The organism is Streptomyces sp. NPDC048584 (assembly GCF_043199595.1).
Taxonomy (GTDB): Bacteria; Actinomycetota; Actinomycetes; order Streptomycetales; family Streptomycetaceae; genus Streptomyces; species Streptomyces edwardsiae.
Window position 1 is genome coordinate 1 of sequence record NZ_JBICWF010000002.1, and the last position, 22,339, is coordinate 22,339.

The 22,339-nt window shown below is 71.8% G+C and carries 23 protein-coding genes, 3 tRNA genes and 1 pseudogene; 19 read left to right on the top strand and 8 right to left on the bottom strand.

What is annotated here, in order from left to right; genetic code table 11:
• From ACGFR9_RS04145 to ACGFR9_RS04160, 4 genes and pseudogenes are all read right to left on the bottom strand, one after another.
• A pseudogene (locus tag ACGFR9_RS04145) lies at window positions 1-197 on the bottom strand (2-oxoglutarate ferredoxin oxidoreductase subunit alpha); the annotation flags it as partial.
• Window positions 198-345: 148 nt separating this feature from the next.
• On the bottom strand, window positions 346-1,017 hold the full coding sequence (locus tag ACGFR9_RS04150) for a response regulator transcription factor (RefSeq protein WP_030220815.1): 672 nt from the start codon (window positions 1,015-1,017) through the stop codon (window positions 346-348).
• A 442-nt stretch (window positions 1,018-1,459) separates the two neighbouring features.
• Window positions 1,460-2,824: a sensor histidine kinase gene (locus ACGFR9_RS04155; RefSeq protein WP_393202784.1), complete on the bottom strand. Its 1,365-nt coding sequence runs from the start codon at window positions 2,822-2,824 to the stop codon at window positions 1,460-1,462.
• A 110-nt stretch (window positions 2,825-2,934) separates the two neighbouring features.
• The gene (locus ACGFR9_RS04160; RefSeq protein WP_393202786.1) at window positions 2,935-4,194 is read right to left on the bottom strand and encodes a sensor histidine kinase; all 1,260 of its coding nucleotides are present in this window, start codon (window positions 4,192-4,194) and stop codon (window positions 2,935-2,937) included.
• A gap of 231 nt (window positions 4,195-4,425) precedes the next feature.
• Here ACGFR9_RS04160 and ACGFR9_RS04165 point away from each other — a divergent pair, with 231 nt between their 5' ends.
• The 13 genes from ACGFR9_RS04165 to ACGFR9_RS04225 all read left to right on the top strand — a co-directional run bounded on the left by ACGFR9_RS04165 (window position 4,426) and on the right by ACGFR9_RS04225 (window position 16,693).
• Entirely contained in the window at window positions 4,426-4,827 is a 402-nt protein-coding gene (locus ACGFR9_RS04165) for an NADH-quinone oxidoreductase subunit A (RefSeq protein ID WP_393202788.1), read from the top strand.
• Complete coding sequence (locus ACGFR9_RS04170) at window positions 4,818-5,453, top strand: NADH-quinone oxidoreductase subunit B (RefSeq protein ID WP_393202790.1); 636 nt, start codon at window positions 4,818-4,820, stop codon at window positions 5,451-5,453. Before ACGFR9_RS04165 ends, ACGFR9_RS04170 begins: the two co-directional genes overlap by 10 nt.
• A complete protein-coding gene (locus ACGFR9_RS04175; protein ID WP_393202792.1) occupies window positions 5,450-6,919 on the top strand; it encodes an NADH-quinone oxidoreductase subunit C in 1,470 nt (489 codons plus the stop codon). Before ACGFR9_RS04170 ends, ACGFR9_RS04175 begins: the two co-directional genes overlap by 4 nt.
• The gene (locus ACGFR9_RS04180; protein WP_393202794.1) at window positions 6,916-7,884 is read left to right on the top strand and encodes an NADH-quinone oxidoreductase subunit H; all 969 of its coding nucleotides are present in this window, start codon (window positions 6,916-6,918) and stop codon (window positions 7,882-7,884) included. The genes ACGFR9_RS04175 and ACGFR9_RS04180 overlap by 4 nt, the downstream gene beginning before the upstream one ends.
• Entirely contained in the window at window positions 7,884-8,435 is a 552-nt protein-coding gene (locus tag ACGFR9_RS04185; RefSeq protein WP_030220831.1) for an NADH-quinone oxidoreductase subunit I, read from the top strand. The genes ACGFR9_RS04180 and ACGFR9_RS04185 overlap by 1 nt, the downstream gene beginning before the upstream one ends.
• Window positions 8,432-9,064 (top strand): NADH-quinone oxidoreductase subunit J, encoded by a 633-nt coding sequence (locus ACGFR9_RS04190; RefSeq protein WP_393202796.1) that lies wholly within the window; start codon window positions 8,432-8,434, stop codon window positions 9,062-9,064. The genes ACGFR9_RS04185 and ACGFR9_RS04190 overlap by 4 nt, the downstream gene beginning before the upstream one ends.
• Window positions 9,064-9,471, top strand: a complete 408-nt coding sequence (nuoK, locus tag ACGFR9_RS04195; protein WP_393202798.1) for an NADH-quinone oxidoreductase subunit NuoK — start codon at window positions 9,064-9,066, stop codon at window positions 9,469-9,471. The genes ACGFR9_RS04190 and nuoK overlap by 1 nt, the downstream gene beginning before the upstream one ends.
• A complete protein-coding gene (locus tag ACGFR9_RS04200) occupies window positions 9,468-11,462 on the top strand; it encodes an NADH-quinone oxidoreductase subunit L (RefSeq protein WP_393202800.1) in 1,995 nt (664 codons plus the stop codon). Before nuoK ends, ACGFR9_RS04200 begins: the two co-directional genes overlap by 4 nt.
• Window positions 11,463-11,468: 6 nt before the next feature.
• On the top strand, window positions 11,469-13,043 hold the full coding sequence (locus ACGFR9_RS04205; RefSeq protein WP_393202802.1) for an NADH-quinone oxidoreductase subunit M: 1,575 nt from the start codon (window positions 11,469-11,471) through the stop codon (window positions 13,041-13,043).
• On the top strand, window positions 13,040-14,539 hold the full coding sequence (locus ACGFR9_RS04210) for an NADH-quinone oxidoreductase subunit N (RefSeq protein WP_393202804.1): 1,500 nt from the start codon (window positions 13,040-13,042) through the stop codon (window positions 14,537-14,539). The genes ACGFR9_RS04205 and ACGFR9_RS04210 overlap by 4 nt, the downstream gene beginning before the upstream one ends.
• Before the next feature lie 213 nt (window positions 14,540-14,752).
• On the top strand, window positions 14,753-15,613 hold the full coding sequence (gene htpX / locus ACGFR9_RS04215; protein ID WP_393202806.1) for a zinc metalloprotease HtpX: 861 nt from the start codon (window positions 14,753-14,755) through the stop codon (window positions 15,611-15,613).
• Complete coding sequence (locus ACGFR9_RS04220; RefSeq protein ID WP_030220849.1) at window positions 15,610-16,011, top strand: YccF domain-containing protein; 402 nt, start codon at window positions 15,610-15,612, stop codon at window positions 16,009-16,011. Before htpX ends, ACGFR9_RS04220 begins: the two co-directional genes overlap by 4 nt.
• Window positions 16,012-16,126: 115 nt before the next feature.
• A complete protein-coding gene (locus ACGFR9_RS04225) occupies window positions 16,127-16,693 on the top strand; it encodes an SMI1/KNR4 family protein (protein ID WP_393202808.1) in 567 nt (188 codons plus the stop codon).
• A 117-nt stretch (window positions 16,694-16,810) separates the two neighbouring features.
• Here the strand turns inward: ACGFR9_RS04225 and ACGFR9_RS04230 are convergent, their stop codons facing one another.
• Window positions 16,811-18,055: an APC family permease gene (locus ACGFR9_RS04230; protein WP_393202810.1), complete on the bottom strand. Its 1,245-nt coding sequence runs from the start codon at window positions 18,053-18,055 to the stop codon at window positions 16,811-16,813.
• A 93-nt stretch (window positions 18,056-18,148) separates the two neighbouring features.
• On the opposite strand from ACGFR9_RS04230, the gene ACGFR9_RS04235 reads away from it, so the two are divergent.
• The gene (locus tag ACGFR9_RS04235; protein ID WP_030220856.1) at window positions 18,149-18,415 is read left to right on the top strand and encodes a GlsB/YeaQ/YmgE family stress response membrane protein; all 267 of its coding nucleotides are present in this window, start codon (window positions 18,149-18,151) and stop codon (window positions 18,413-18,415) included.
• Window positions 18,416-18,500: 85 nt separating this feature from the next.
• Here the strand turns inward: ACGFR9_RS04235 and ACGFR9_RS04240 are convergent, their stop codons facing one another.
• Window positions 18,501-18,989 (bottom strand): YajQ family cyclic di-GMP-binding protein, encoded by a 489-nt coding sequence (locus ACGFR9_RS04240; protein ID WP_030220858.1) that lies wholly within the window; start codon window positions 18,987-18,989, stop codon window positions 18,501-18,503.
• Window positions 18,990-19,217: 228 nt separating this feature from the next.
• Here ACGFR9_RS04240 and ACGFR9_RS04245 point away from each other — a divergent pair.
• Window positions 19,218-19,299 (top strand) — tRNA-Tyr (locus tag ACGFR9_RS04245).
• Window positions 19,300-19,410: 111 nt separating this feature from the next.
• A complete protein-coding gene (locus tag ACGFR9_RS04250; RefSeq protein ID WP_393202813.1) occupies window positions 19,411-19,623 on the top strand; it encodes a hypothetical protein in 213 nt (70 codons plus the stop codon).
• A gap of 14 nt (window positions 19,624-19,637) precedes the next feature.
• Here the strand turns inward: ACGFR9_RS04250 and ACGFR9_RS04255 are convergent, their stop codons facing one another.
• Entirely contained in the window at window positions 19,638-20,294 is a 657-nt protein-coding gene (locus tag ACGFR9_RS04255) for an NAD(P)H-binding protein (RefSeq protein WP_393202815.1), read from the bottom strand.
• 64 nt (window positions 20,295-20,358) lie between these two features.
• Complete coding sequence (locus ACGFR9_RS04260; protein ID WP_393202817.1) at window positions 20,359-21,624, bottom strand: amidohydrolase family protein; 1,266 nt, start codon at window positions 21,622-21,624, stop codon at window positions 20,359-20,361.
• Window positions 21,625-21,836: 212 nt separating this feature from the next.
• Here ACGFR9_RS04260 and ACGFR9_RS04265 point away from each other — a divergent pair.
• The 3 genes from ACGFR9_RS04265 (at window position 21,837) to rpmG (ending at window position 22,282) form a co-directional block, all read left to right on the top strand.
• Window positions 21,837-21,909: transfer RNA gene (locus ACGFR9_RS04265), tRNA-Thr, on the top strand.
• A gap of 46 nt (window positions 21,910-21,955) precedes the next feature.
• Window positions 21,956-22,028: transfer RNA gene (locus ACGFR9_RS04270), tRNA-Met, on the top strand.
• Between the two features lie 89 nt (window positions 22,029-22,117).
• Window positions 22,118-22,282, top strand: a complete 165-nt coding sequence (gene rpmG / locus ACGFR9_RS04275) for a 50S ribosomal protein L33 (protein ID WP_003948671.1) — start codon at window positions 22,118-22,120, stop codon at window positions 22,280-22,282.
• Window positions 22,283-22,339: the final 57 nt, after the last annotated feature.

Below are 22,339 nucleotides of genomic sequence, written 5' to 3' on the forward strand. Positions count from 1 at the left end.
GACAGATCGTTGCCGAAGGACGCGGTCTCCGAGGTGAAACGGTCACCGGTGAGCTGCATACCGTCACCCGAGTCCCCCGCGAACCTGATGATCACTCGGTCGAGCCGGCGGACGTCCTTCGCGCCCGCCGTCGTGCGCTGCTCTCCTACGACTGCTTCGTCGGCCTGCTCCGTTGCGCTGCTGACCTGGCTGGTCACTGAACTGGACCTCCTCGAGGCGGCTGTCCGGGACGGCCTTCCCGCAGGCCTTCCCCGCATAAACCCTACGTCCGTAAGGGTCGCCTTCCTCGGGTCATTCGCATGTTGGACGACTCCGCGGCGGGCGGGCTCAGGATTTCGGGCGCGCTCAGGATTTGAGGTACGTGAGCACGGCCAGCACCCGGCGGTGGTCGCCGTCGCTCGGGGACAGCCCCAGCTTCAGGAAGATATTGCTGACGTGCTTCTCCACGGCACCGTCGCTGACCACCAGCTGCCTGGCGATCGCCGAGTTCGTCCTGCCCTCCGCCATCAGCCCCAGGACCTCCCGCTCACGCGGGGTGAGCCCCGCGAGCACGTCCTGCTTGCGGCTGCGCCCCAGCAGCTGCGCGACCACTTCGGGGTCCAGGGCCGTACCGCCCCGCGCCACCCGCACCACCGCGTCCACGAACTCACGGACCTCGGCCACCCGGTCCTTGAGCAGATAGCCGACCCCACGGCTGGAACCGGCCAGCAGCTCCGTGGCGTACCGCTCCTCCACGTACTGCGACAGCACCAGCACCCCGACGCCCGGATGAGACTTGCGCAGCTGCACCGCGGCCCGCACCCCCTCGTCCGTGTGCGTCGGCGGCATCCGGACGTCGGCGACCACGACGTCCGGGAGCAGGTTCTCCCCGTCCAGCTCGGTGATGGTCTTGATCAGCGCGTCCCCGTCACCGACACCGGCCACGACCTCGTGCCCCCGGTCGGTCAGCAGCCGGGTCAGGCCCTCCCGCAGCAGCACCGAATCCTCGGCGATGACCACCCGCACCCTGTCCTCCACGTCCTCGTCCCCCACAGCCCCACGACCCGGCCCGCCCCCATGGCGAACCGGTCATCGGGCCCAGCATCCCAGCTTCCGCCGGGGGACGCGGCGGGACAACACGGATCGGGGGGTTCACACCCCCGAGCCCCACGCCGCAGGCACGGCACATCCCACCCAGCCTTCCGCCCTCCCCCCTCCGCCCTCCGCCCTCCGCGGGCAATCGTGCCGCTGGGGCGGCACGGGTGGGCGCGACGGCACCCCGCAAGCGCCGGGCCGCGCAAACACCCCCCGCTGCACCCCAACACCGGGCACCTGCCCACCCCCTCCGCACGGGTGGGCGCGACGGCACCCCGCAAACGCCGGGCAGCGCGAACGCCACCCCTACGCGGAGCAGCCCGCGCCGGGCCGCACCCGCGCCGGGCCGCACCCGTGCCGGCCGCACCACCCACCCCACCGATCCTCAGCGCACCCGCTCCGCCCGCCACGGCAACTCCGCGGTCACCCGGGTCGGCCCCCCGCCGGGGGAATCCACCACCAGAATCCCGTCCACCGCGTCCAACCGCTCCGCCAACCCCGCCAGCCCGGACCCCGCGGAGACATCCGCCCCGCCCACCCCGTTGTCCACCACCTGCAGCATCAGCCGGTTCTCCGTCCGCCACACCTCCACAGCCGCCCACGTAGCCCGCGCATGCTTGCTCACGTTCTGCAGCAGCTCGGAGACCGTGAAGTACGCGATCCCCTCGATCGCCGGCGCCGGCCGCTCCCCCAGATCCACCTCCACCTGCACCGGAACCGTGCACCGGGAGGCGACCGACGACAGCGCCGCGTCCAGCCCCCGATCCGTCAGCACCGCCGGATGAATCCCCCGCGCCAGATCCCGCAACTCCTGCAGCGCCGTCTTCACCTCGCCGTGCGCCTCGTCCACCATCTGCGCCGCGACCTGCGGATCCTCCCGCAGCTTCTCCTTCGCCAGCCCCAGATCCATCGCCAGCGCCACCAGCCGGGCCTGCGCCCCGTCGTGCAGATCCCGCTCGATGCGCCGCAGGTCCGCCGCCGCCGTGTCCACCACGGCCCCCCGGTCCGACTCCAGCTCCACCACCCGCGTGGCCAGCCGCGACGGTCCCAGCAGCCCGTACACCATCACCCGGTCCACCATCGTCAGCGCCCGCACGATCCACGGCGTGGCCAGCGTGAACAGCAGCCCCACACCCGCCGTGACCGTGATCTCGAACGGGTTGTCCAGATAGATCTGGTGCCGCTCGTCGCCGTACAGCTGTATGCCGTCCTGCCCGGTGTACATCGGGAACACCCAGAACCACAGCGGATACGTCAGCAACGACCAGCCCACCGACCAGACGGTCACGCTCACCACGAAGGACAGCACCGCCCACGGGAACTGGAGCACCGCGTACAGCAGTGCCCGCCAGGAGGCGCCGCTCTTCAGTACGGCGCCCATCCACGCCGTGAACCCTTGCCGCTTCATCCGCAGCGGCTCCGGCTCGCCCACCTCCAGGCCCAGCAGCCCGCGCGCCCGCGCCCGCTCCACCGCCCCGAACCCGCGGCAGCCGGCGAGCCCCGCCGCCAGCACCGGGACCCCGAGGAACGTCACCAGCAGGCCCGCCCCCAGCGACACCATGGTGATCGCGTAGGTGAACAGCAGAATGCTGATCGGCAGGCTCAGCAGCACGAATCCCAGCTCGCGCCAGGTGCGTCCCTCGACCGGCGCCCGCAGCGCGGCCGGCAGCCGGTGCCGCCGTTCCCCGGCGTGCCCGGGAAGTCCGGGGTCCGTGCGGAACCCGTAGCCCTGTCCGTACTCCGTGGCCATCGGCGTCGTCCTTCTCCTCGTCCGGCGGCTGTGCTGTCGTACGTCCAGACTGCTCCGTCGCAGGTCGCCGGACCATGGAGTCCGTCGCAGTCTTCGGCGGGGGGTTTTCCCTACCTCCGGCCGCGCACGGACGCCTTCCCGGCCCCGCGCGCGTCCTCGGCCAGGGCACCGGAACGGTCCCGCCACGGCAGTTCCGCCGTCACCGTCGTCGGACCGCCCTCGGGCGACTCCACGACGAACAGGCCGTCCACCGCGCCCAGCCGGTCGGCGAGGCCCCGCATACCCGTTCCGCCGTCCAGGCTCGCGCCGCCGCGCCCGTCGTCCCACACCTGCATCAGCAGCCGGCCCTCCGACCGCCACACGTCGACCGCGGCGGACCGGGCCCGGCTGTGCTTGCTGACGTTCTGCAGCAGCTCCGAGACGGTGAAGTAGGCGATGCCCTCGATCGCGGCGGCCGGCCGCTCGTCCAGGTCGACGGTCACCTTCACCGGCACCGTGCAGCGCGAGGCGACCGACGACAGGGCGGCGTCCAGACCCCGGTCGGTCAGCACCGCCGGGTGGATGCCGCGCGCCAGATCCCGCAGCTCCTGCAGCGCCAGCTTGACCTCGCCGTGCGCCTCCGCGACCATCGTCGCCGCCGCGTCGGGATCCTCCAGCAGCTTCTCCTTGGCCAGCCCGAGACCCATCGCCAGATTGACCAGCCGGGCCTGCGCCCCGTCGTGCAGATCCCGTTCGATGCGCCGCAGATCCGCCGCCGCCGTGTCCACCACGACCCCCCGGTCCGACTCCAGCTCCGCGATCCGCCGCTCCAGCTCGTCGGAGGGCGACAGCAGTCCGCGCACCATCGCCCGGTCCGCGTTGGCCAGGCCCCGCACGATGAACGGCAGCACCGGCCACAGCACGAACAGGCCGGTCAGCGTCACGACGAACGTGGCGATGCCCCACGGCAGCCGTATCAGCTCGTACAGGACCGTGCGCCAGCCCACCGGGTCCCTGACCGCCATCCACAGATGCGGCCAGAACCCCTCACGGCCCCGCAGCGGCAGCCTGCTCGGCTCGTCCACCCGCACCCCGAGCAGCTTCCTGGCCCGCGCCCGTTCCAGCCTGCCCAGCAGCCGGGAACCCATGAGTCCGAGCGCGAGCAGCGGGAACCCGATCACCGTGACGGTCAGTCCGGCACCGGTGAACAGCATCGTCACCGTGTAGACGAAGCCGACCAGCGACACCGGCAGGTTCGCCAGGAGATGGGCGATCTCCTTCCAGGTGTGCGCGTCGTAGGCGAAACGGGCCGGCGGCGGCCGGTCGCCGCGCTCGGCCGGCTCCGCGGCCGCGGTGACGGGCGTGCCCGGAGTCGGGAAAGGTTCGGTCATGGGGCTTAGCGTGCCGAAAGCCGGGGGATCGCGCCATGAGGCGGACCGCCAGGACGCACGGGGGAAATCCCCACCCCCGCATGCCGAGCCGTGACGGGCTGCTTACCGTGCCTTTAACAGGGCCTAGACTCCCGTGCGTACAGATCGTCGGACCGTGGCGGTCACCGGTACGGACCAACGGCACGGCACGGGTGAGGGCCAGGGCGCCGATCAAGGGAGTGAGGGGCGGACGTGCGGGAACCGACCGTCGTCACCGTCGTCGCGGCGGACTACTTCCAGTCCTACTCGGTCGTCGGACTGCTCGCCGCCGTCGGCGTGCTGTTCGTCGCCGTCGCCTTCGGGGCGGGACGCCTGCTGCGGCCCGTCGTCCCGACACCGGAGAAACTGCTGACGTACGAGTGCGGAGTCGACCCCGTCGGCGAGGGCTGGGCGCACACCCAGGTCCGCTACTACGTCTACGCCTTCCTCTACGTGATCTTCGCCGTCGACTCGATCTTCCTCTTCCCCTGGGCGACCGTCTTCGCCGCCGACGGCTACGGCGCCACCACCCTCGTGGAGATGTTCATCTTCCTCGGCTTCCTCGCCGTGGGACTGCTGTACGCATACAAGAAGGGCGTCCTGACATGGACGTGAACCCCGCCGCCGCCTCCGAGCCGGTCCTGCTTCCCGAGCCTGGGGGTCCCCCCGGCGAAGCCAGGGGGAGGCTCGGCGCGCTCGCCCGGCTGGCCCCCGAGCCGATGAAGGTGGTCCTCAACTGGGGCCGCCGCTACTCGCTGTGGGTGTTCAACTTCGGCCTCGCCTGCTGCGCGATCGAGTTCATCGCCGCGTCGATGGCCCGCCACGACTTCATCCGCCTCGGCGTCATCCCCTTCGCGCCGGGGCCGCGCCAGGCCGACCTGATGGTCGTCTCCGGCACGGTCACCGACAAGATGGCGCCCGCGGTGAAGCGGCTGTACGAGCAGATGCCCGAGCCGAAGTACGTCATCTCCTTCGGCGCGTGCAGCAACTGCGGCGGGCCGTACTGGGACTCCTACTCCGTCACCAAGGGCGTGGACCAGATCATCCCGGTCGACGTCTACGTCCCCGGCTGTCCGCCCCGGCCCGAGGCGCTGCTCCAGGGGATCCTGAAACTCCAGGAGAAGATCGCGCGGGAGTCGCTGGGGGAGCGGTACGGATCCGCGTCCGGCGCGCGGCCGTCCGCGGCGGCGCTGCGGAGCGGGCTGGTGCGGCCGCCCTCGGGTGAGGGGGAGGGCCGATGACCGCGGCCGGCTGGCTCCCGGCCGGCGCCGGGGAACTCTTCGGTACGGAGGCCACGGCGGAGGAGTCGTACGGCGTCCTGACCGTCGACGTACCGTCCGCTTCCTGGATCACCGCCCTGGAGACCGCGCGCGACCGTCTCGGCTGCACCTTCTTCGACTGGCTGAGCGCGGTCGACGAACCCGGCACGGGCTTCCGCGTCACGGTGCACGTCGCGGCCCTGGCCCCGGTACGGCGTCTGCTGCTGCGCACCACGGTCCCGCACGAGGCTCCGGTGCTGCCCTCCGCCGTCGACGTCTACGCGGGTGCCGCGTGGCACGAACGCGAGACACACGAGATGTTCGGCGTCGACTTCACCGGCCATCCCGGCCTCGACCACCTCCTCCTCCCCGACAGCTTCGAGGGCCACCCCCTGCGCAAGGACTTCGTCCTCGCCGCCCGGGTCGCCAAGGCCTGGCCCGGCGCGAAGGAACCCGGCGAGTCCGAACACGGCACCCCCAAACGCCGCCAGATGCTTCCGCCGGGCGTCCCCGACCCCAACGAATGGGGCCCCCAGAAGGGCCAACTCCCCCCGGCCCCGACCCGCCCGACCCGAGCGACGGCAGGCGCCGCAACAGACCGCCCCCGCCGCACCCGCACGGCGGGCGAAGGCTCGGCGAGCCAGTCGGCGACTCCGGAACCCGCGGCCCGTCCGCGGCGTACGCGTACGGCGGGCGAGGGTTCGGCGAGCCAGTCGGCGACTCCGGAACCCGCGGCCCGTCCGCGGCGTACGCGTACGGCGGCGGAGGGCTCGGCGAGCCAGACGGAGAGGCGCCCCGAAGCTCCGCACTCCGCGAGCGAGGTGGCGGGCACGCGTCCCGGGTCGCCGGACTCGGCCGGCCGGCCGGGTGGAACGGCCCCTGAGCCCCCGGACTCCGCGAGCCGACCGGCGGAGGCTCCCCCCGAACGCCGTGCGCGCGGTGCGAGCGAGGGGCCGACGTCACAGCGCCCCGGCGCTCCCACGTCCGGCGGCCCCCGCCGGGCTCGTTCCGCGTCCGAGGGGTCCGCGAGCCGGCGCGGTGCGCCGGAGCCGTCGGATGAACCGGCGGCGACAGCCGACGAGTCCGCGCCCGCCGAGGACCGCCGGAACGAGAAGCCGCCCGTCGCCCCACGCAGCCCGGACGCCCCCTGGCACCACGACCGCCCGGCCTTCGGCCGATCCGACCCGAAGGACGCGTCGCAGCCCGAAGCCGACCCGGCCCGCGAGCCGGAAGAGCCGGAAGGGCCGGAAGGGGACGCGGCCGTGGACTCCGGCCCGGAGCCGGAAACCGGGGCCGAGGCGGGCCCCGGTGCCGCGCGTGGGACCGGTACGAGTCCCGAGTCCGGCGCGGAGAACGAGTCCGGCACGGAGAACGGCCCCGGCACGGAGAACGGCCCCGACGACCCCGACAACCCCACCCCCGACGACCCCACAGGAGGCCCGCGGTGAACGACGTGCTCGACGTCGCTCTGCGGCTCCTGGTCGTGTTCGTCGTCTTCCTCACCCTCCCCCTGATCGTGGGTCAGACCGAGCACAAGGTGATGGCCCACATGCAGGGCCGCCTCGGCCCGATGTACGCCGGCGGCTTCCACGGCTGGGCCCAGCTCATCGCCGACGGCGTGAAGTTCGCGCAGAAGGAGGACGTGGTCCCGGCCGGCGCGGACCGCCGTATCTTCCAGCTCGCCCCCGCCGTCGCCCTCCTGCCGTACCTCCTCGTGCTGCTCGCCATCCCGATCGGCCCGGGCGAGGGCGCGGTCGGCCAGGTGCTGGACGCCGGAGTGTTCTTCGTCCTCGCCGTGATGGGCGTCGGCGTGCTCGGCTCGCTCATGGCCGGGTGGGCCTCCGCCAACAAGTTCTCCCTCCTCGGCGGCCTGCGCACCGCCGCCCAGCTCCTCTCCTACGAACTCCCGATGCTCCTCACCGCCGCCTCGGTGGCGATGGCGGCCGGCACCGTCTCCCTCGTCGGCATCCTCGACGCGTTCGAGTGGTGGTGGCTGCCCTGGCAGATCACCGGCGCGCTCGTCTTCTTCATCGCCGGCCTCGCCGAACTGCAGCGGCCGCCCTTCGACATGCCGGTCGCCGACTCGGAGATCATCTTCGGCGCGTACACCGAGTACACCGGCCTGCGCTTTGCGCTCTTCCTCCTCGCCGAGTACGCCGGGATCGTCGTCCTGTGCGGCCTGACCACCGTCCTCTTCCTGGGCGGCTGGCACGGCCCCTGGGGCGCCGACGGGCTCGGCTGGGTCTGGACCCTGCTGAAGACCGCCGTCCTCGCCTTCGTCGTCATCTGGCTGCGCGTCACCTACCCCCGGATGCGCGAGGACCAGCTGCAGAAGTTCTCCTGGACCCTTCTCGTCCCCCTCTCCCTCGCCCAGATCGCCCTCACCGGCGTCGTCAAGGTGGTGTTCCTCTGATGGCCCCCATCCCCGGCTCCGGCCTGGCCAAGGGCCTGGCCGTCACCCTGCGGACGATGACGAAGAAGTCCGTCACCGCCCCCTACCCGGACACCCAGCCCGACCTCCCGCCCCGCACCCGCGGAGTGATCGGCCTGTTCGAGGAGAACTGCACGGTCTGCATGCTGTGCGCCCGCGAGTGCCCGGACTGGTGCATCTACATCGACTCCCACAAGGAGACGGTGCCGGCGGCGACCCCCGGCGGCCGCGACCGCAGCCGCAACGTCCTCGACCGGTTCGCCATCGACTTCTCCCTCTGCATGTACTGCGGTATCTGCATCGAGGTGTGTCCCTTCGACGCCCTGTTCTGGTCCCCGGAGTTCGAGTACGCCGAGACCGACATCCGCGACCTCACCCACGAACGCGACAAGCTCCGCGAGTGGATGTGGACCGTCCCGGCCCCGCCCGCCCTCGACCCCGGCGCCGAGGAGCCCAAGGAACTCGCCGCCGCCCGCAAGACCGCCGACAAGCTCGCCGCCGCCCAGGCCGAACCGCAGGAAGGGGAGTCGTGACCCTCGCCGCAGCCGCGGGAACGGCCGCGCACGCCACGACCACCACCGCCGCCGGGACGCACGGCTTCCTCTCCCCGACCGGCGTGGAGATCGCCTTCCTCCTCGTCGGCCTGGTCACCTTCGGGGCCGCCGTCATCACCGTCACCACCCGGCAGCTGGTGCACGCCGCCCTGTGGCTGGTGGTCGCCCTCGGCGGCCTCGCCGTCGAATACCTCCTGCTGACCGCCGAGTTCATCGCCTGGGTGCAGGTCCTCATCTACGTCGGTTCCGTCGTCGTCCTCCTCCTGTTCGGGCTGATGCTCACCAGGGCCCCCATCGGCCGCTCCCCGGACGCCGACTCCGGCAACCGCCCGGTCGCCCTCGCCGTGGCCCTGGCCGCCGCCGGCACCCTCGTCTGGGTCGTCACCGACGCCTTCCGCACCACCTGGATCGACCTGGACGGCGCCCCCGCAGGCTCCACGGACGTCACCGGCGCGAGCCTCTTCCAGCACTGGGTCCTCCCCTTCGAGGCCCTCTCCGTCCTCCTCCTCGCCGCCCTCGTCGGCGCGATCGTCCTGTCCCGCAAGGCGAAGGCCGACGCCGCCTCCGACGCGACGGACACCCGGCGCGACACGGAAGGGACCCGCTGATGCACCTCGCCTATCCGGCGGTCCTGTCCGCCCTCCTCTTCTGCACCGGCCTGTACGGCGTCCTCGCCCGCCGCAACGCGATCCTCGTCCTGATGTCGGTCGAGCTGATGCTCAACGCCGTCAACCTGAACCTGGTCGCCTTCGACGTCTGGCTCAGCCGGACCGCCGAGGACACCCTGCACTCCGGCCAGGCCCTCGCCCTGTTCACCATCGCCATCGCCGCCGCCGAGATCGGCATCGGCCTGGCGATCGTCCTCGCCGTGTACCGCAACCGCGGCACCTCGGACATCGACAAGCTCCGCGACACCGCCGAGGGCCACGAGCCCGACGGCCCCGACAGTGACACCACCGGCCGTGAAATCCCCGGGTCCCGGACGGCCGGCGAGAAGGCTGAGGCCACCGCGTGACCACGACCACCCTCGCCGTCCTCGTCCCCCTCCTTCCCTTCCTCGGCGCGATCGCCGGCCTGCTCCTCGGCCGCACCGCCCCCGGCTTCGTCCGCCCGCTCGCCGTCCTGCCGACCCTCGCCTCCCTCGCACTGGCCGCCACGGTCGCCCGGCGCCAGGGCGGGCACCAGGCCGTCGACGTCGTCACCGAGCTCACGCCCACCGGCTCGGTCCCGGTGGAACTCGCCCTGCACATCGACGGCTTCGCCGCCCTGACCGCCGTCGTCGTCACCGTCGTCGCCGGCTGCGTGCAGATCTACTCGACGGGCTACCTGCGCGAGGACCCGCGCTACCCCTCCTACGCCGCCCTGGTCTCCCTGTTCACCTCCGCGATGCTCCTGGTCGTCTACTCCGGCGACCTGATGGTCCTGCTGGTCGGCTGGGAAGTCATGGGCATCTGCTCCTACTTCCTCGTCGGCCACTACTGGGAGACCCCCGAGGCCCGCGCCGCCTCCCTCAAGGCCTTCCTGGTCACCAAACTCGGCGACGTCCCCTTCCTCATCGGCCTGTTCGCCCTCGCCACCGAAGCCGGGTCCTTCCGCATCACCCGCGTCCTCGGCGCCGTCGCCAACGGCGGCATCGAACACCCCACCCTGATCGCCCTGCTGCTCCTGGCGGGCGTGGCCGGCAAGTCGGCGCAGTTCCCGCTGCACACCTGGCTCCCCGACGCGATGGCGGGCCCGACCCCCGTCTCCGCGCTGATCCACGCCGCGACCATGGTCGCCGCCGGCGTCTACTTCATCGCCCGTCTCCTTCCGCTCTTCGAGGCCTCGCAGGCCGCCATGGTCGTCCTCGCCGTCATGGCCGCCGTGACCATGGCCGGCTCGGCGCTCGCCGCCCTCGCCCAGGACGACATCAAACGTGTCCTCGCCTACTCGACGATCGGCCAGCTCGGCTACATGACCGGCGCCCTCGCCGTCGCCGACCGCGGCGCCGCCGTCTTCCACCTCCTGTCCCACGGCGCCTTCAAGGCGCTGCTGTTCCTCGCCGCCGGCGTGATCATCCACGCCGCCGGCACCAACTCGCTGGCCGCCATGTCCCGCATGGGCCACCTGCGCGACCGCGTCCCCGACGCCTACTGGACGATGACCGTGGCGCTCCTCGCGCTCGCCGCGATCCCGCCCTTCAGCGGCTTCTTCTCCAAGGAGGCCGTACTCGGCGTCGCCGAACACGTCGTCACCGGCCACACCGGACACGCCCCCGCGGCGGCGGGCTGGATCGTCCTCCTCGCCGGCCTCGTCACCGCCCTGCTCACCGCGGCGTACGCGACACGGCTGTGGCTGCTGGCCTTCCGCGGACACGGCCCCGAGGCACCCGACCACGGCAGGCAACCGCTGACGATGACCACGGTGCTGTGGGTGCTCGCCGTACCGTCCCTCGCGCTCGGCGGGTTCGCCTTCCGCGTCCTGCCGGACTGGTTCGACGGCCACGACCTCACCCCGACCCTCACCACCTCCGTGCTCGGCACGGGCGTGGCCCTGGTCGGCGGCATCGTCACCTACGCCACCTGGCGGCACACCACCGCACACGCCGCCCGCGTGCCCCTCGGCGCCGTCGCCGCCCACCCCGAGGGCGACGCCGGGCTGGTCGAGGCGGAGGCCATCGCCAGCCACGAACCGGCCTACGGCGACATCGCCTACGCACCCGACCCGTCCGACCCCGGCCGGCTGCTGCTCGGCCCGCTGCACCGCCACGCGGCCGCCGGCTTCCACCTGGACGCCGTGTACACGGCCCTCTTCGTCCGCCCGGTGCGGGCCGGCGCGAGCCTCGTCCGGTTCCTCGACCGCGAGGTCGTCGAAACCTACGTACGGGGCGCGGGCACGCTGCCCCGCTGGCTCGGCGCCGCCGTACGACGGGCCCAGACCGGCAATCTGCAGACCTATGTGAGCGCGCTGCTCGCCGGCACCGTCGTCCTCGCGGTCGTCGCCGTCCTCGTCGCCACGGGAGCGTGAGCAGGCGTGATCGATATCAACGAGTCCGTGATGCAGGTCCTTCTGGCGTTGATCGTCGTCGGACCGCTCCTCGGCGCCGTCGCCGCTCTCCTGCCGGCCCCGCCCGGACTGAAGGGGAAGTCACCCGACCAGGCAGTGCTCCGCCACGGGGTCACCGTCACCGGCGCCGTCCTCATCGCGGCGATCGTCCTCGCGCTCGGCTTCGACCACGACCAGCCGTCGAGGATGCAGGCCACCACCGACATCAGCTGGATCCCCGCACTCGACGTGCGGATCCACCTCGGAACCGACGGCATTTCCCTCCCCCTTCTGGTCCTGACCGCGCTGCTGACCTTCCTCTGCGCGCTCCACTCCTACTTCAAGCCGCCCACGGGTCCGTCCCCGAAGGCGTTCGTCGCCCTGTTGCTGGTCCTCGAGTCCGGAACCCTGGCGACCTTCGCCGTCCTCGACCTGATCCTGTTCTTCCTCGCCTTCGAGACCGTCCTCATCCCCATGTACTTCCTCATCGCCCGCTGGGGCGGCGAGGGCCGGGCCGAGGCCGCCTGGAAGTTCATCCTCTACACGCTGCTCGGCTCCGTCGTGATGCTGCTCGGCCTGCTCCTGATCGGAATCGAGGCGGGCACATTCGACATGGTGGCACTCGCCACTGACAACGGCCGGTCACTGACCACATCCGTGCAGGTCATCGCCGTATTGGCGATCGGGATCGGGCTCGCGGTCAAGACCCCGATGTGGCCGCTGCACAGCTGGCTGCCCGACGCCCACACCGCCGCCCCGACCGTCGGCTCGGTCCTGCTGGCCGGAGTCCTGCTGAAGATGGGCACGTACGGTTTCGTACGCATCCTGCTGCCCGCCGCGCCGGACGGCTTCCGCACCTTCGCGCCGTACCTCGCCGCGTTCGCCGTCGTTGGCGTCATCTACGGATCCCTCGCCTGCCTGGCCCTCACCAGGCGCGGCGCGAACGGCGACCTCAAGCGCCTCATCGCCTACTCCTCCGTCGGCCACATGGGCTTCGTCCTCCTCGGCATCGCGACGATGACCCCGACCGGCGTCAACGGCGCCCTGTTCGCCAACATCGCCCACGGCCTCATCACCGGACTGCTGTTCTTCCTGGTCGGCGGCCTCAAGGACCGCACCGGCAGCACCGACCTCGACACCCTCGCCAAGGAGACCGGCGCCGCCCTCTACGGCAGGGCGCCGCGCCTCGGCGGCCTGCTCGCCTTCGCCGCCGTCGCCTCCCTCGGCCTGCCCGGCCTCGCCGGATTCTGGGGCGAGATGCTCGCCCTGTTCGGCGCCTTCGACCCCGCCGAAGGCCTCAGCCGCCCCGCCTTCCTCACCTTCATGGCGATCGGCGCGTTCGGCACCCTGCTGACCGCCGCCTACCTGCTGATCGTGGTACGCAGGGTCTGCATGGGCGCCGCGCCCCACGACTCCCCGAGGTTCGCGGACGTGCGCTCCTACGAGTTCGCGGCCTGGACCCCGCTCGTCGTCCTCACCGTCGTCGTCGGCCTGTGGCCCAAGGCCCTCCTCGGGCTGACCGACCCGGCCGTGCAGCAGCTCCTCGCAGGAGGCACCCGATGAGCTCCCTCGTCCAGTCCGTTGACTGGCTGGCCATCGCGCCGCCCACCATCACGGCGGTCGTCGGACTCGTCGTCCTCGTCGCCGACCTGTTCGTGAGCGAGACCAGGAAGCCGCTCCTCGGATGGCTCTCGGTGGCCGGACTCGCCGCCGCCACGCTGATGCTGCTGCCCCTCCTCGACGCCGACCGCAGCACCTTCTGCCTCGTCGGCGACGAGGGAGTGTGCAGCTACACCGCGGACCGCTTCACCCTCGCCATCCAGTTCCTGGTCCTCGGCGGCGCCCTCCTGGCAGCCCTGCTGTCCGTCACCGCCCTCAAGGACGACTCCAAACGGCTCCCCGAGGGCGAGTACTGGTTCCTCTTCCTCTCCTCCGCCGCCGGCGCCGCCCTCCTGCCCGCCTCACGCGACCTCGCGACCCTCGTCGTCGCCCTGGAGGTCGCCTCCCTGCCCGCCTTCGCCCTCGTCGGCCTCAGACACGGCGACCGCAAGTCCTCCGAAGCGGCCCTGAAGTTCTTCCTGTCCTCCGTCACCGCCACCGCCGTCAGCCTGCTCGGCATCAGCTTCGTCTACGCCGCCACCGGCACCCTCCACCTCACCCTGGTCGCCGAACGCGTCCAGAACGTCGACGGACAGCTCCACACCCTCACCCAGACCGGCGTCGTCCTCACCCTTGTCGGCTTCGCCTTCAAGACCGCCGCCGTCCCCTTCCACTTCTGGGTCCCCGACACCTATGTGGGCGCCCCCCTGCCCATCGCCGCCTACCTGTCCGTCATCGGCAAGGCGGTCGGCTTCTCCGGGCTCATCCTCGTCACCGTCGTCGCCCTCCCGTCGTACGCCCATGTGTGGGGACCCGCCCTCGCCGCCCTGGCCGCCCTCACCATGACCGTCGGCAACGTGGGCGCCCTCGCACAACAGGCCGCCCGCGCGTACAGCGCCGTACGCCTTCTCGCCTGGTCGTCCGTCGGTCAGGCCGGCTACCTCCTGGTACCGATCGCCGCCGCCGCGTACTCCGGCGACGCCGAGAAGTCGATCGGCTCCACCGTCGCCTACGCCCTCATGTACGGCGCCGTGAACCTGGGCGCCTTCGCGGTGGCCGCCCTCGTCGGCCGCGCGCACCGCCTCAACCGGGTCGCCGACTACCGCGGCCTCTACGCCGCCAGCCCCCTCACCGCGCTCCTCCTGGGCTTCTTCCTGCTCTGCCTCGCCGGACTCCCGCCGGGCATCATCGGACTCTTCGCCAAGGTCACCGTGTTCTCCGCCGCGGTCGACGCCGGACTCGGCTGGCTCGCCGTCGTCATGGCCGTCAACGTCGTCATCGCGCTGGTCTACTACCTGCGGTGGACGGCCCTGCTGTTCCGCGCTCCCGAGGGCGAACCCATGAAGCACCGGCTCCCCGCGCCCCTCACCGCCGCCCTCGCCCTCACCGGCGTCCTCGGCATCGCCCTGTCCGGCGCACCGCAGCTGGTCCTGCGCTTCACCGGCACCGGGCTCTTCTGAGGAAACCCCCTCCACCCGGGCACACGCGCGTGCCATCACCCGGACGGTTGACACGCGCCACCGCGCGCACAAGGGAACTAGTGCCCTTCGCCTCGCGTTGACCGGTACGGGAGGGTCCACTGGACGTGGCACCACGAGACCAGTGGACAGCGCAGGTCACAAGGAAGATCAGCAAGCAAGGGTCCCCCTGCCGCATGATTTGGAGGGCGTACCGTGCACCGCCGGCACAACGGGCTCAGGACCGCAGTCCTCCTCGGGGGACTGTCCGCGCTCATCATCGTCATCGGCAGCTTCTTCGGCCGCATGGGGCTCGTCGTCGCCGTCCTGATCGCGCTGGGCACCAACGCGTACGCGTACTGGAACAGCGACAAGCTGGCCCTGCGTGCGATGCGCGCCCGCCCGGTGAGCGAGTTCGAGGCACCGGGGCTGTACCGGATGGTCCGCGAGCTCTCCACCCAGGCCCGCCAGCCCATGCCCCGGCTCTACATCTCACCGACCGAGGCCCCCAACGCCTTCGCCACCGGCCGCAACCCGCGCAATGCCGCGGTGTGCTGCACCGAAGGCATCCTGCGACTGCTCGACGAGCGGGAGCTGCGCGGTGTCATCGGCCATGAGCTGAGCCATGTCTACAACCGCGACATCCTGATCTCCTCGGTCGCCGGCGCCCTCGCGTCCGTGATCATGTTCCTGGTCAACTTCGCCTGGCTGATCCCGATCGGCCGCTCGGACGACGACGACGGCCCCGGCCTTCTCGGCATGCTGCTGATCATGATCCTCGGACCGCTCGCCGCTTCCCTCATCCAGCTGGCCATCAGCCGCTCCCGTGAGTACGAGGCGGACGCCTCGGGCGCCCAGCTCACCGGCGACCCCCTGGCCCTCGCGGGCGCGCTGCGCAAGCTGGAACACGGCACCAAACAGCTCCCTCTGCCCCCCGAGCCCCGTATCGAGACGGCCAGCCACATGATGATCGCCAACCCGTTCCGCCCCGGCCAGGGGTTCTCGAAGATGTTCTCCACCCACCCGCCGATGGCGGAACGCATCGCCCGGCTCGAGAGGATGGCAGGTCACCAGTGAAGACCATTCTGAATGTCATATGGCTCGTGTTCAGCGGCTTCTGGCTCTTCCTCGGCTATCTGTTCGCGGGCGTGCTGCTGTGCATCACCATCATCGGTATCCCCTTCGGCGTCGCCGCGTTCCGGATCGGCGTCTACGCCCTGTGGCCCTTCGGATACACGACGGTCGAGCGCCGGGACGCAGGGGCGCCGTCCTTCCTCGTCAACGTGCTCTGGCTGCTGCTGGCCGGCTGGTGGCTTGCGCTCGGCCACATCGTCACCGGCATCGCCCTGTGCGTGACGATCATCGGAATCCCGCTCGGCATCGCCAACTTCAAGCTGATCCCGGTCTCCCTGCTCCCGCTGGGCCGCGAGATCGTACGGACGGACCAGGCGTTCACGGACACCTCGCGCTGGTAGGGCAGCAGGGCCGGGTCCACCGTGGTACGGCCTGGCAGGGCGAGGGAGTTGTCCACAGGCCGGAGGTTGTCCACAGGCCCGCACGATTGTCGGTGGCGGCGCGCATGATGAATGCATGACCGAGCACGAGCAGTTGCTGACACAGGTGGCGGACAAGGCCCGCAACACCCGCCCATGGGGCTGGCCTTCCCTCCCCGACCCCGTCGACGCGGCCACACTGGCCCGCGCCGAGGGCACGCTGGGCTTCGCCCTGCCCCCACTGCTCGCCGAGCTCTATCTGCGCATAGCGGACGGCGGATTCGGCCCCGAGTACGGTCTGCTGCCCCTGCTGGACGGCCCGCCCTCCGGTGAGCCGGCCGCGGTGGTCCAGTACCTGGCCAACCGCGAGAGCGGCCGCCAGGATCCCGACTGGCCCTGGCCGGAGGGTGTGCTGCCGATATCCCACTGGGGCTGCGGCATGTACGCCTGCGTCGACTGCCGTTCACCCCGGGCCGCCGTCCTCCTCTTCGAACCCAACCCGGGCGACCCCGACCACGCCTGGTTCCTCGACGCCCCCGCCCTCACGGACTGGCTCCACTCCTGGATCCAGGGCACGGGCTGGTACGAGGAGGACAACGAGGGCATGGACCTGCCCCCCTGGCCCGGCTACACCGACCTCGCAACGCAGTTGCGGACCTCCTGACCGAGCCGGCCGGCCACGACACCCCGGGGCCGTACCGTGCGCCGCCGGACGGCGCGGTCGCGAGGCATCCGACGACGGCCGGGGCGCCACCGGTCACCCGGCAGCCCGGCGACAGGGCTACCGCCCCGCCCACCGCCGCACGCCGTAAGCCGCCGCACCCGCCGCCAGCACCCCCGCGCCCGCGCTCACCGAGATCCACGGCAGGGAGAACGCCAGTACCAGGCATCCGGCGAGTCCCAGCGCCGGCAGAGCCCTCGCCGCCGGCCGGGTGTCGAGAGTCCAGGCCGAGGCGTTGGCCACCGCGTAGTACGCCAGCACACCGAAGGAGGAGAAACCGATCGCGCCCCGTACGTCCACCGTGGCGGCCAGGACGGCGACCACCGCGCCCACGGCCAGTTCCGCCCGGTGCGGCACCCGGAACCGCGGGTGCACGGCCGCGAGAGCACCCGGCAGATGACGGTCCCGCGCCATGGCCAGCGTCGTCCGCGAGACCCCCAGGATCAGGGCGAGCAGCGAACCCAGCGCGGCCACCGCAGCACCCGCCCGCACCACCGGCACCAGCTCGCCGAACCCCGCGGCCCGCACGGCGTCGGTGAGCGGCGCGGTGGCATCACCCAGCCCCGTCGACCCCAGCACCGAGAGGACGGCCACAGCGACAGCCGCGTACACCACCAGCGCGATACCCAGGGCCAGTGGGATCGCCCGCGGAATGGTGCGTGCCGGATCCCGGACCTCCTCACCGAGGGTCGCGATACGGGCGTACCCGGCGAAGGCGAAGAACAGCAGACCGGCCGCCTGGAGCACCCCGCCCACACCCCCCGAGAGCCCGATGTCCAGCCGCCCGGCATCGGTATGCCCCGACGTCAGGCACACGACCACCACACAAGCGAGGACAGCCAGGACCACACCCACGATCGCCCGCGTCAGCCACGCGGACTTCTGGACACCGCCGTAGTTCACCGCGGTCAGCAGCACGACGGCGGCGACCGCCACGGCGTGCGCCTGCCCAGGCCAGACGTACGCGCCGACGGTGAGCGCCATTGCCGCGCAGGACGCCGTCTTCCCGACCACGAACGCCCAGCCGGCGAGATAACCCCAGAACTCCCCGAGCCGCTCACGCCCGTACACGTACGTGCCGCCCGACGCCGGGTACAGGGCGGCGAGGCGCGCCGACGACGTGGCGTTGCAGTAGGCGATCACGGCGGCCACCGCCAGCCCGAGCAGCAGCCCGGAGCCGGCCGCGTGCGCGGCGGGGGCGAGGGCGGCGAAGATGCCGGCCCCCACCATCGAGCCGAGACCGATGATCACGGCGTCACCGACGCCGAGCGTGCGCCGCAACCGAGGACCGGAGGTGTCTGTCACGGGACGGCACCCTACTGAGCGGGTGCAACCACGAGATGGACGGGTGACGTCTGTCAGGGTGCAAGAGCAGCGGGAAAGGGGCAGGTGCAGGGCATGACGATCATCAGCTGGATCATTCTCGGACTGCTGGCCGGGGCGATAGCGAAGTTCCTGCTACCCGGCCGCGACCCGGGCGGCCTCATCGGCACGACCCTCATCGGAGTCGTCGGCGCGTTCATCGGCGGCTGGATATCGGCGCGTTGGCTCGACCATCCGGTCACCAAGGACTTCTACGACGGCACCACCTGGGTCGCCGCGATCGGGGGCTCGCTGGTCCTGCTGATCGCCTACCGCATCCTGTTCGGCAACTCACGCAGCTGACCGGGCGGCTCGCCCCGGACGGCAGCCGGCGGGCGGAAAGGGCGGGCACCCTCACGATGCCCGCCCTTCGCGTCCGTCACCGGACCTACCGGTAGTTCACGAACTGCAGCGCGAATTCGAAGTCCTTGCCCTTGAGCAGCGCGATGACGGTCTGCAGATCGTCGCGGCTCTTGGAGCTGACGCGTAGCTCGTCGCCCTGCACCTGCGCCTTCACGCCCTTCGGGCCCTCATCGCGGATGATCTTCGCGACCTTCTTCGCGTTGTCCTGGGAGATGCCCTCCTCGATGGACGCGAAGATCTTGTACTCCTTGCCCGAGAGCTGGGGCTCGCCCGCGTCCAGGGCCTTCAGGGAGATGCCCCGCTTGATCAGCTTGGACTGGAAGACGTCGAGGACGGCCTTCACCCGGTCCTCGGAGTTCGCCTCCATGAGGATCTTCTCCCCGGACCATGAGATCGAGGCGCCCACGCCCTTGAAGTCGTAGCGCTGGGAGATCTCCTTGGCGGTCTGGTTGAGGGCGTTGTCGACCTCCTGCCGCTCGACCTTCGAGACGATGTCGAAACTGGAGTCGGCCATGTCCTGTGGCTCCTTGAATCGGGGTGCGTACCGGGCAGCGCACCGGATGCGTACGTGAGGCGGCCCCCGAGCCCGGCGTCGGTACCCGGCCGCATCCGGACCAGCCTAGTCACCCGCCGGGCCCCCCGGTGGCGATCAATCGGGTGGCGGAGCACCCCTGCCCATCGGGTATTGTTTACGTCGTTGCCAAGGAGCACCGCCGAAAAGCGGTACGACGGCAGCAACCCCGGCGGTGTGCCCGAGCGGCCAAAGGGAGCAGACTGTAAATCTGCCGGCTCAGCCTTCCCAGGTTCGAATCCTGGCGCCGCCACACTGGGGAAGAGACCCCTTCCGGACTGCGGAAACGCAGTCCGGAAGGGGTCTTTTCGTGTGCGTGGGCGTCCGGTGTTCCTGTGGGGCGGGTGCGGGGCACACTGGGCGCATGTCGTCCCGTCGCCGTGGCTGTCCCGTGTGCCGTCGTGAGATCGCCGTCGTCGCCGGGCGGTACGCGCGGCACGATCCGCCCGGCGCCCGGCGGATCGGGGAACTGACCTCCTGCCCCGGGTCGCGCAGGCCCGCCCAACTCGGCGCGGAACAGCCCTCGCTGGACGGCTACACCGTGCCCGAATTCCCGGGGCAGATGCCCCTCTTCTGACCGCGGGACAGGCCCTAGTTCCCGGCCACCGACTTCACCGCCACCGACACCGGCGCCGGGCCGCTGATCAGTTCCAGGGTCAGCCCCGCCGTCGCGGGGGAGTCCACCAGTTCGGCCAGTACGGCGGCCACGTCGTCGCGCGGGATCGGCCCGCTGCCCGTGTGGGCCTCCAGACGGACCCGGCCGGTGCCGGCGTCGTCGGTGAGCCGGCCCGGGCGCAGGACCGTCCAGTCCAGGGCGTCCAGGCCCCGTACGTACGCGTCCGCCTCGCCCTTGGCGCGCAGGTACACGTCGAAGACCTCGTCGCCCTCGTGCGCCGGGTCCGCGCCCATGGACGACACGATCACGAAGCGCCGTACGCCCGCGCGGACGGCCGCGTCGGCGAAGAGGACCGCCGCCGCCCTGTCCACCGTCTCCTTGCGGCCCACACCGCTGCCCGGCCCGGCGCCCGCCGCGAACACCGCCGCGTCCGCGCCCTCCAGCCGCTCCGCGACCTCCTCCACCGACGCCGACTCCAGGTCCAGCACGACCGGTTCGGCACCCAGGCGCCGCAGTTCGTCCGCCTGTCCGGGTTTGCGGATGATGCCCGCCGCCTCGTCCCCGCGCGCGGCGAGCAACCGCTCCAGCCGCAGCGCGATCTGACCATGACCACCAGCGATGACAATGCGCATGCTTCCGACCGTACGCCGGGGCGCCCCCGTCCGCCGCGCAACCCCCCCCGGAGCCGCACGGGTGCTACGCGGGCCCCCGGCCCTGCCTCGGCAACCCCGTCCCCTCCTCCGCCGGCGCCGAACCGCAGTACTCCCGCACCGCGCTCGTCCACGCCACCACCCGCCCCGCGTGCACCACGACGCGGCTGTACGCCGACGACAGCGCCCCCGAGAGCTTCTCCCCGCGCACCGCCAGCAGTTCGGCCGGGAAACCCGCCTCCACGCGCACCTCGGGCAGCCCCAGGGCCGCCCGCGCCGCCGCGCCCACCGCCGTACAGGCGTCGTCGGCGGACAGCCCGTGGCGGGAGGACAGCAGATACGCCGCCTCCAGCGGATCGCCGCGGCCCACCGGGTTCGACACGTCCCGCAGCGCCCCGCTTCCGGCGGCCACCCGCACCCCCGCCGACCGCAGCAGCCGTACCGGAGCCACGCCCCGGCGGTCGACGGCGCCACAGCCGCCCTGCGGCAGGCACACCACCGTCACCCCGGCCGCCGCGAGCCGGTCCGCCGCCCGGGCGGCCGACTCGGCCGGCAGCCGGGCGAGACCGCCGCACGGCCCGACGGCGACCCCTGGCCGCAGCCCGCCCGCCATCGCCGCGAACCGGGCCAGCCGGACGGGATCGGGGGCGTCCGTGTGCAGGTCGACCGGACAGCCGTGCTCGGAGGCGAGCTCCAGGACCGCCTCCACATAGCCCGTGGGATCAGGGTCGAGGTCCGGACAGCCGCCCACCGCGGACGCGCCCATCTTCATCGCGTCCCGCAGCACCGCGAGCCCGTCCGCCCCGGCCACCCCCGTCAGCAGCCGGGGCATGGCCACCGTCGTGAGTTCGGCCAGCCCGCGCAGCGAACGCCCCGTCCGCAGTACGGCGGTCAGCGCGCCGAGCCCGGCCATGTCACCCACGCGCACATGGGCCCGCAGCGCCGTCGCCCCGTGCCCGAGCTGGAGCAGCGCCGCCTCCGTCGTACGCCGCTGGACGTCCCGGGGGTCGTACGAGACAGGGCCGCCGGCGTCGGCGGACAGGGCGGTGTCCGCGTGGGCGTGAGGTTCGGCGGGGGCAGGCAGGAGGAGATAGCCGGTGAGGTCGACCCGCGTGCCGTACGCGCGCGTGCCCTCCGCCGCCAGGCTGCCGGCCGTACCGACCGCCTCGATGCGCCCGCCGCCCAGCCGTACGTCCACGGTCCGGCCGTCGGTGAGACGCGCGCCGCACAGCAGCAGCGGGGCCGGATCGACCGGCACCGGCCCCGGCGACGAGGGCGGGCGGGGCGGTGGCTGCGGCCGACTGTCGGGCATCGCACTCCAGGGGCTCGGGCTGCGCACGGAGGGCAAGGTCACGCGGGGAGGATCGCGCGGAAAAGATCACGCAGAGTGAGTCGAGCCTAGGCCGGGGGGTCGGCCCTCGCCGGCAGGAGGCCAATAGTCGTACCGGCGTGGTCCGTCCCGGAAGCGGGGGCCGAAACGGATTTGGGCGATCGGCGGCGGAGCGTGTAATGTCTTCATCGCTCGCCCCAATAGCTCAGTCGGCAGAGCGTCTCCATGGTAAGGAGAAGGTCAACGGTTCGATTCCGTTTTGGGGCTCTGGTGTGTGAGGTTCCTGTCGCGAGGCGGGGTCCGATCGCATCAAAGCGGTGTAGCTCAGTCGGTAGAGCAAGCGGCTCATAATCGCTGTGTCACCGGTTCAAGTCCGGTCACCGCTACAGACAGTAGCCGATTGCGGGGTCGGTCCTTCGATCGGCTACTCTTGCTTGCGTAAATACAGTCGATCCGTCCGTCAAGGAGCACTCACGTGGCTGCCACCGACGTCCGCCCGAAGATCACGCTGGCCTGCGTGGAGTGCAAGGAGCGGAACTACATCACCAAGAAGAACCGGCGTAACAACCCGGACCGTCTTGAGATGAAGAAGCACTGCCCGCGTTGCAACGCGCACACCGCGCACCGCGAAACGCGATAAAACAGGCTCGTACACGAGGCCGTCCCCCCAGCCAAGGGGGGCGGCCTCGTGTCGTTT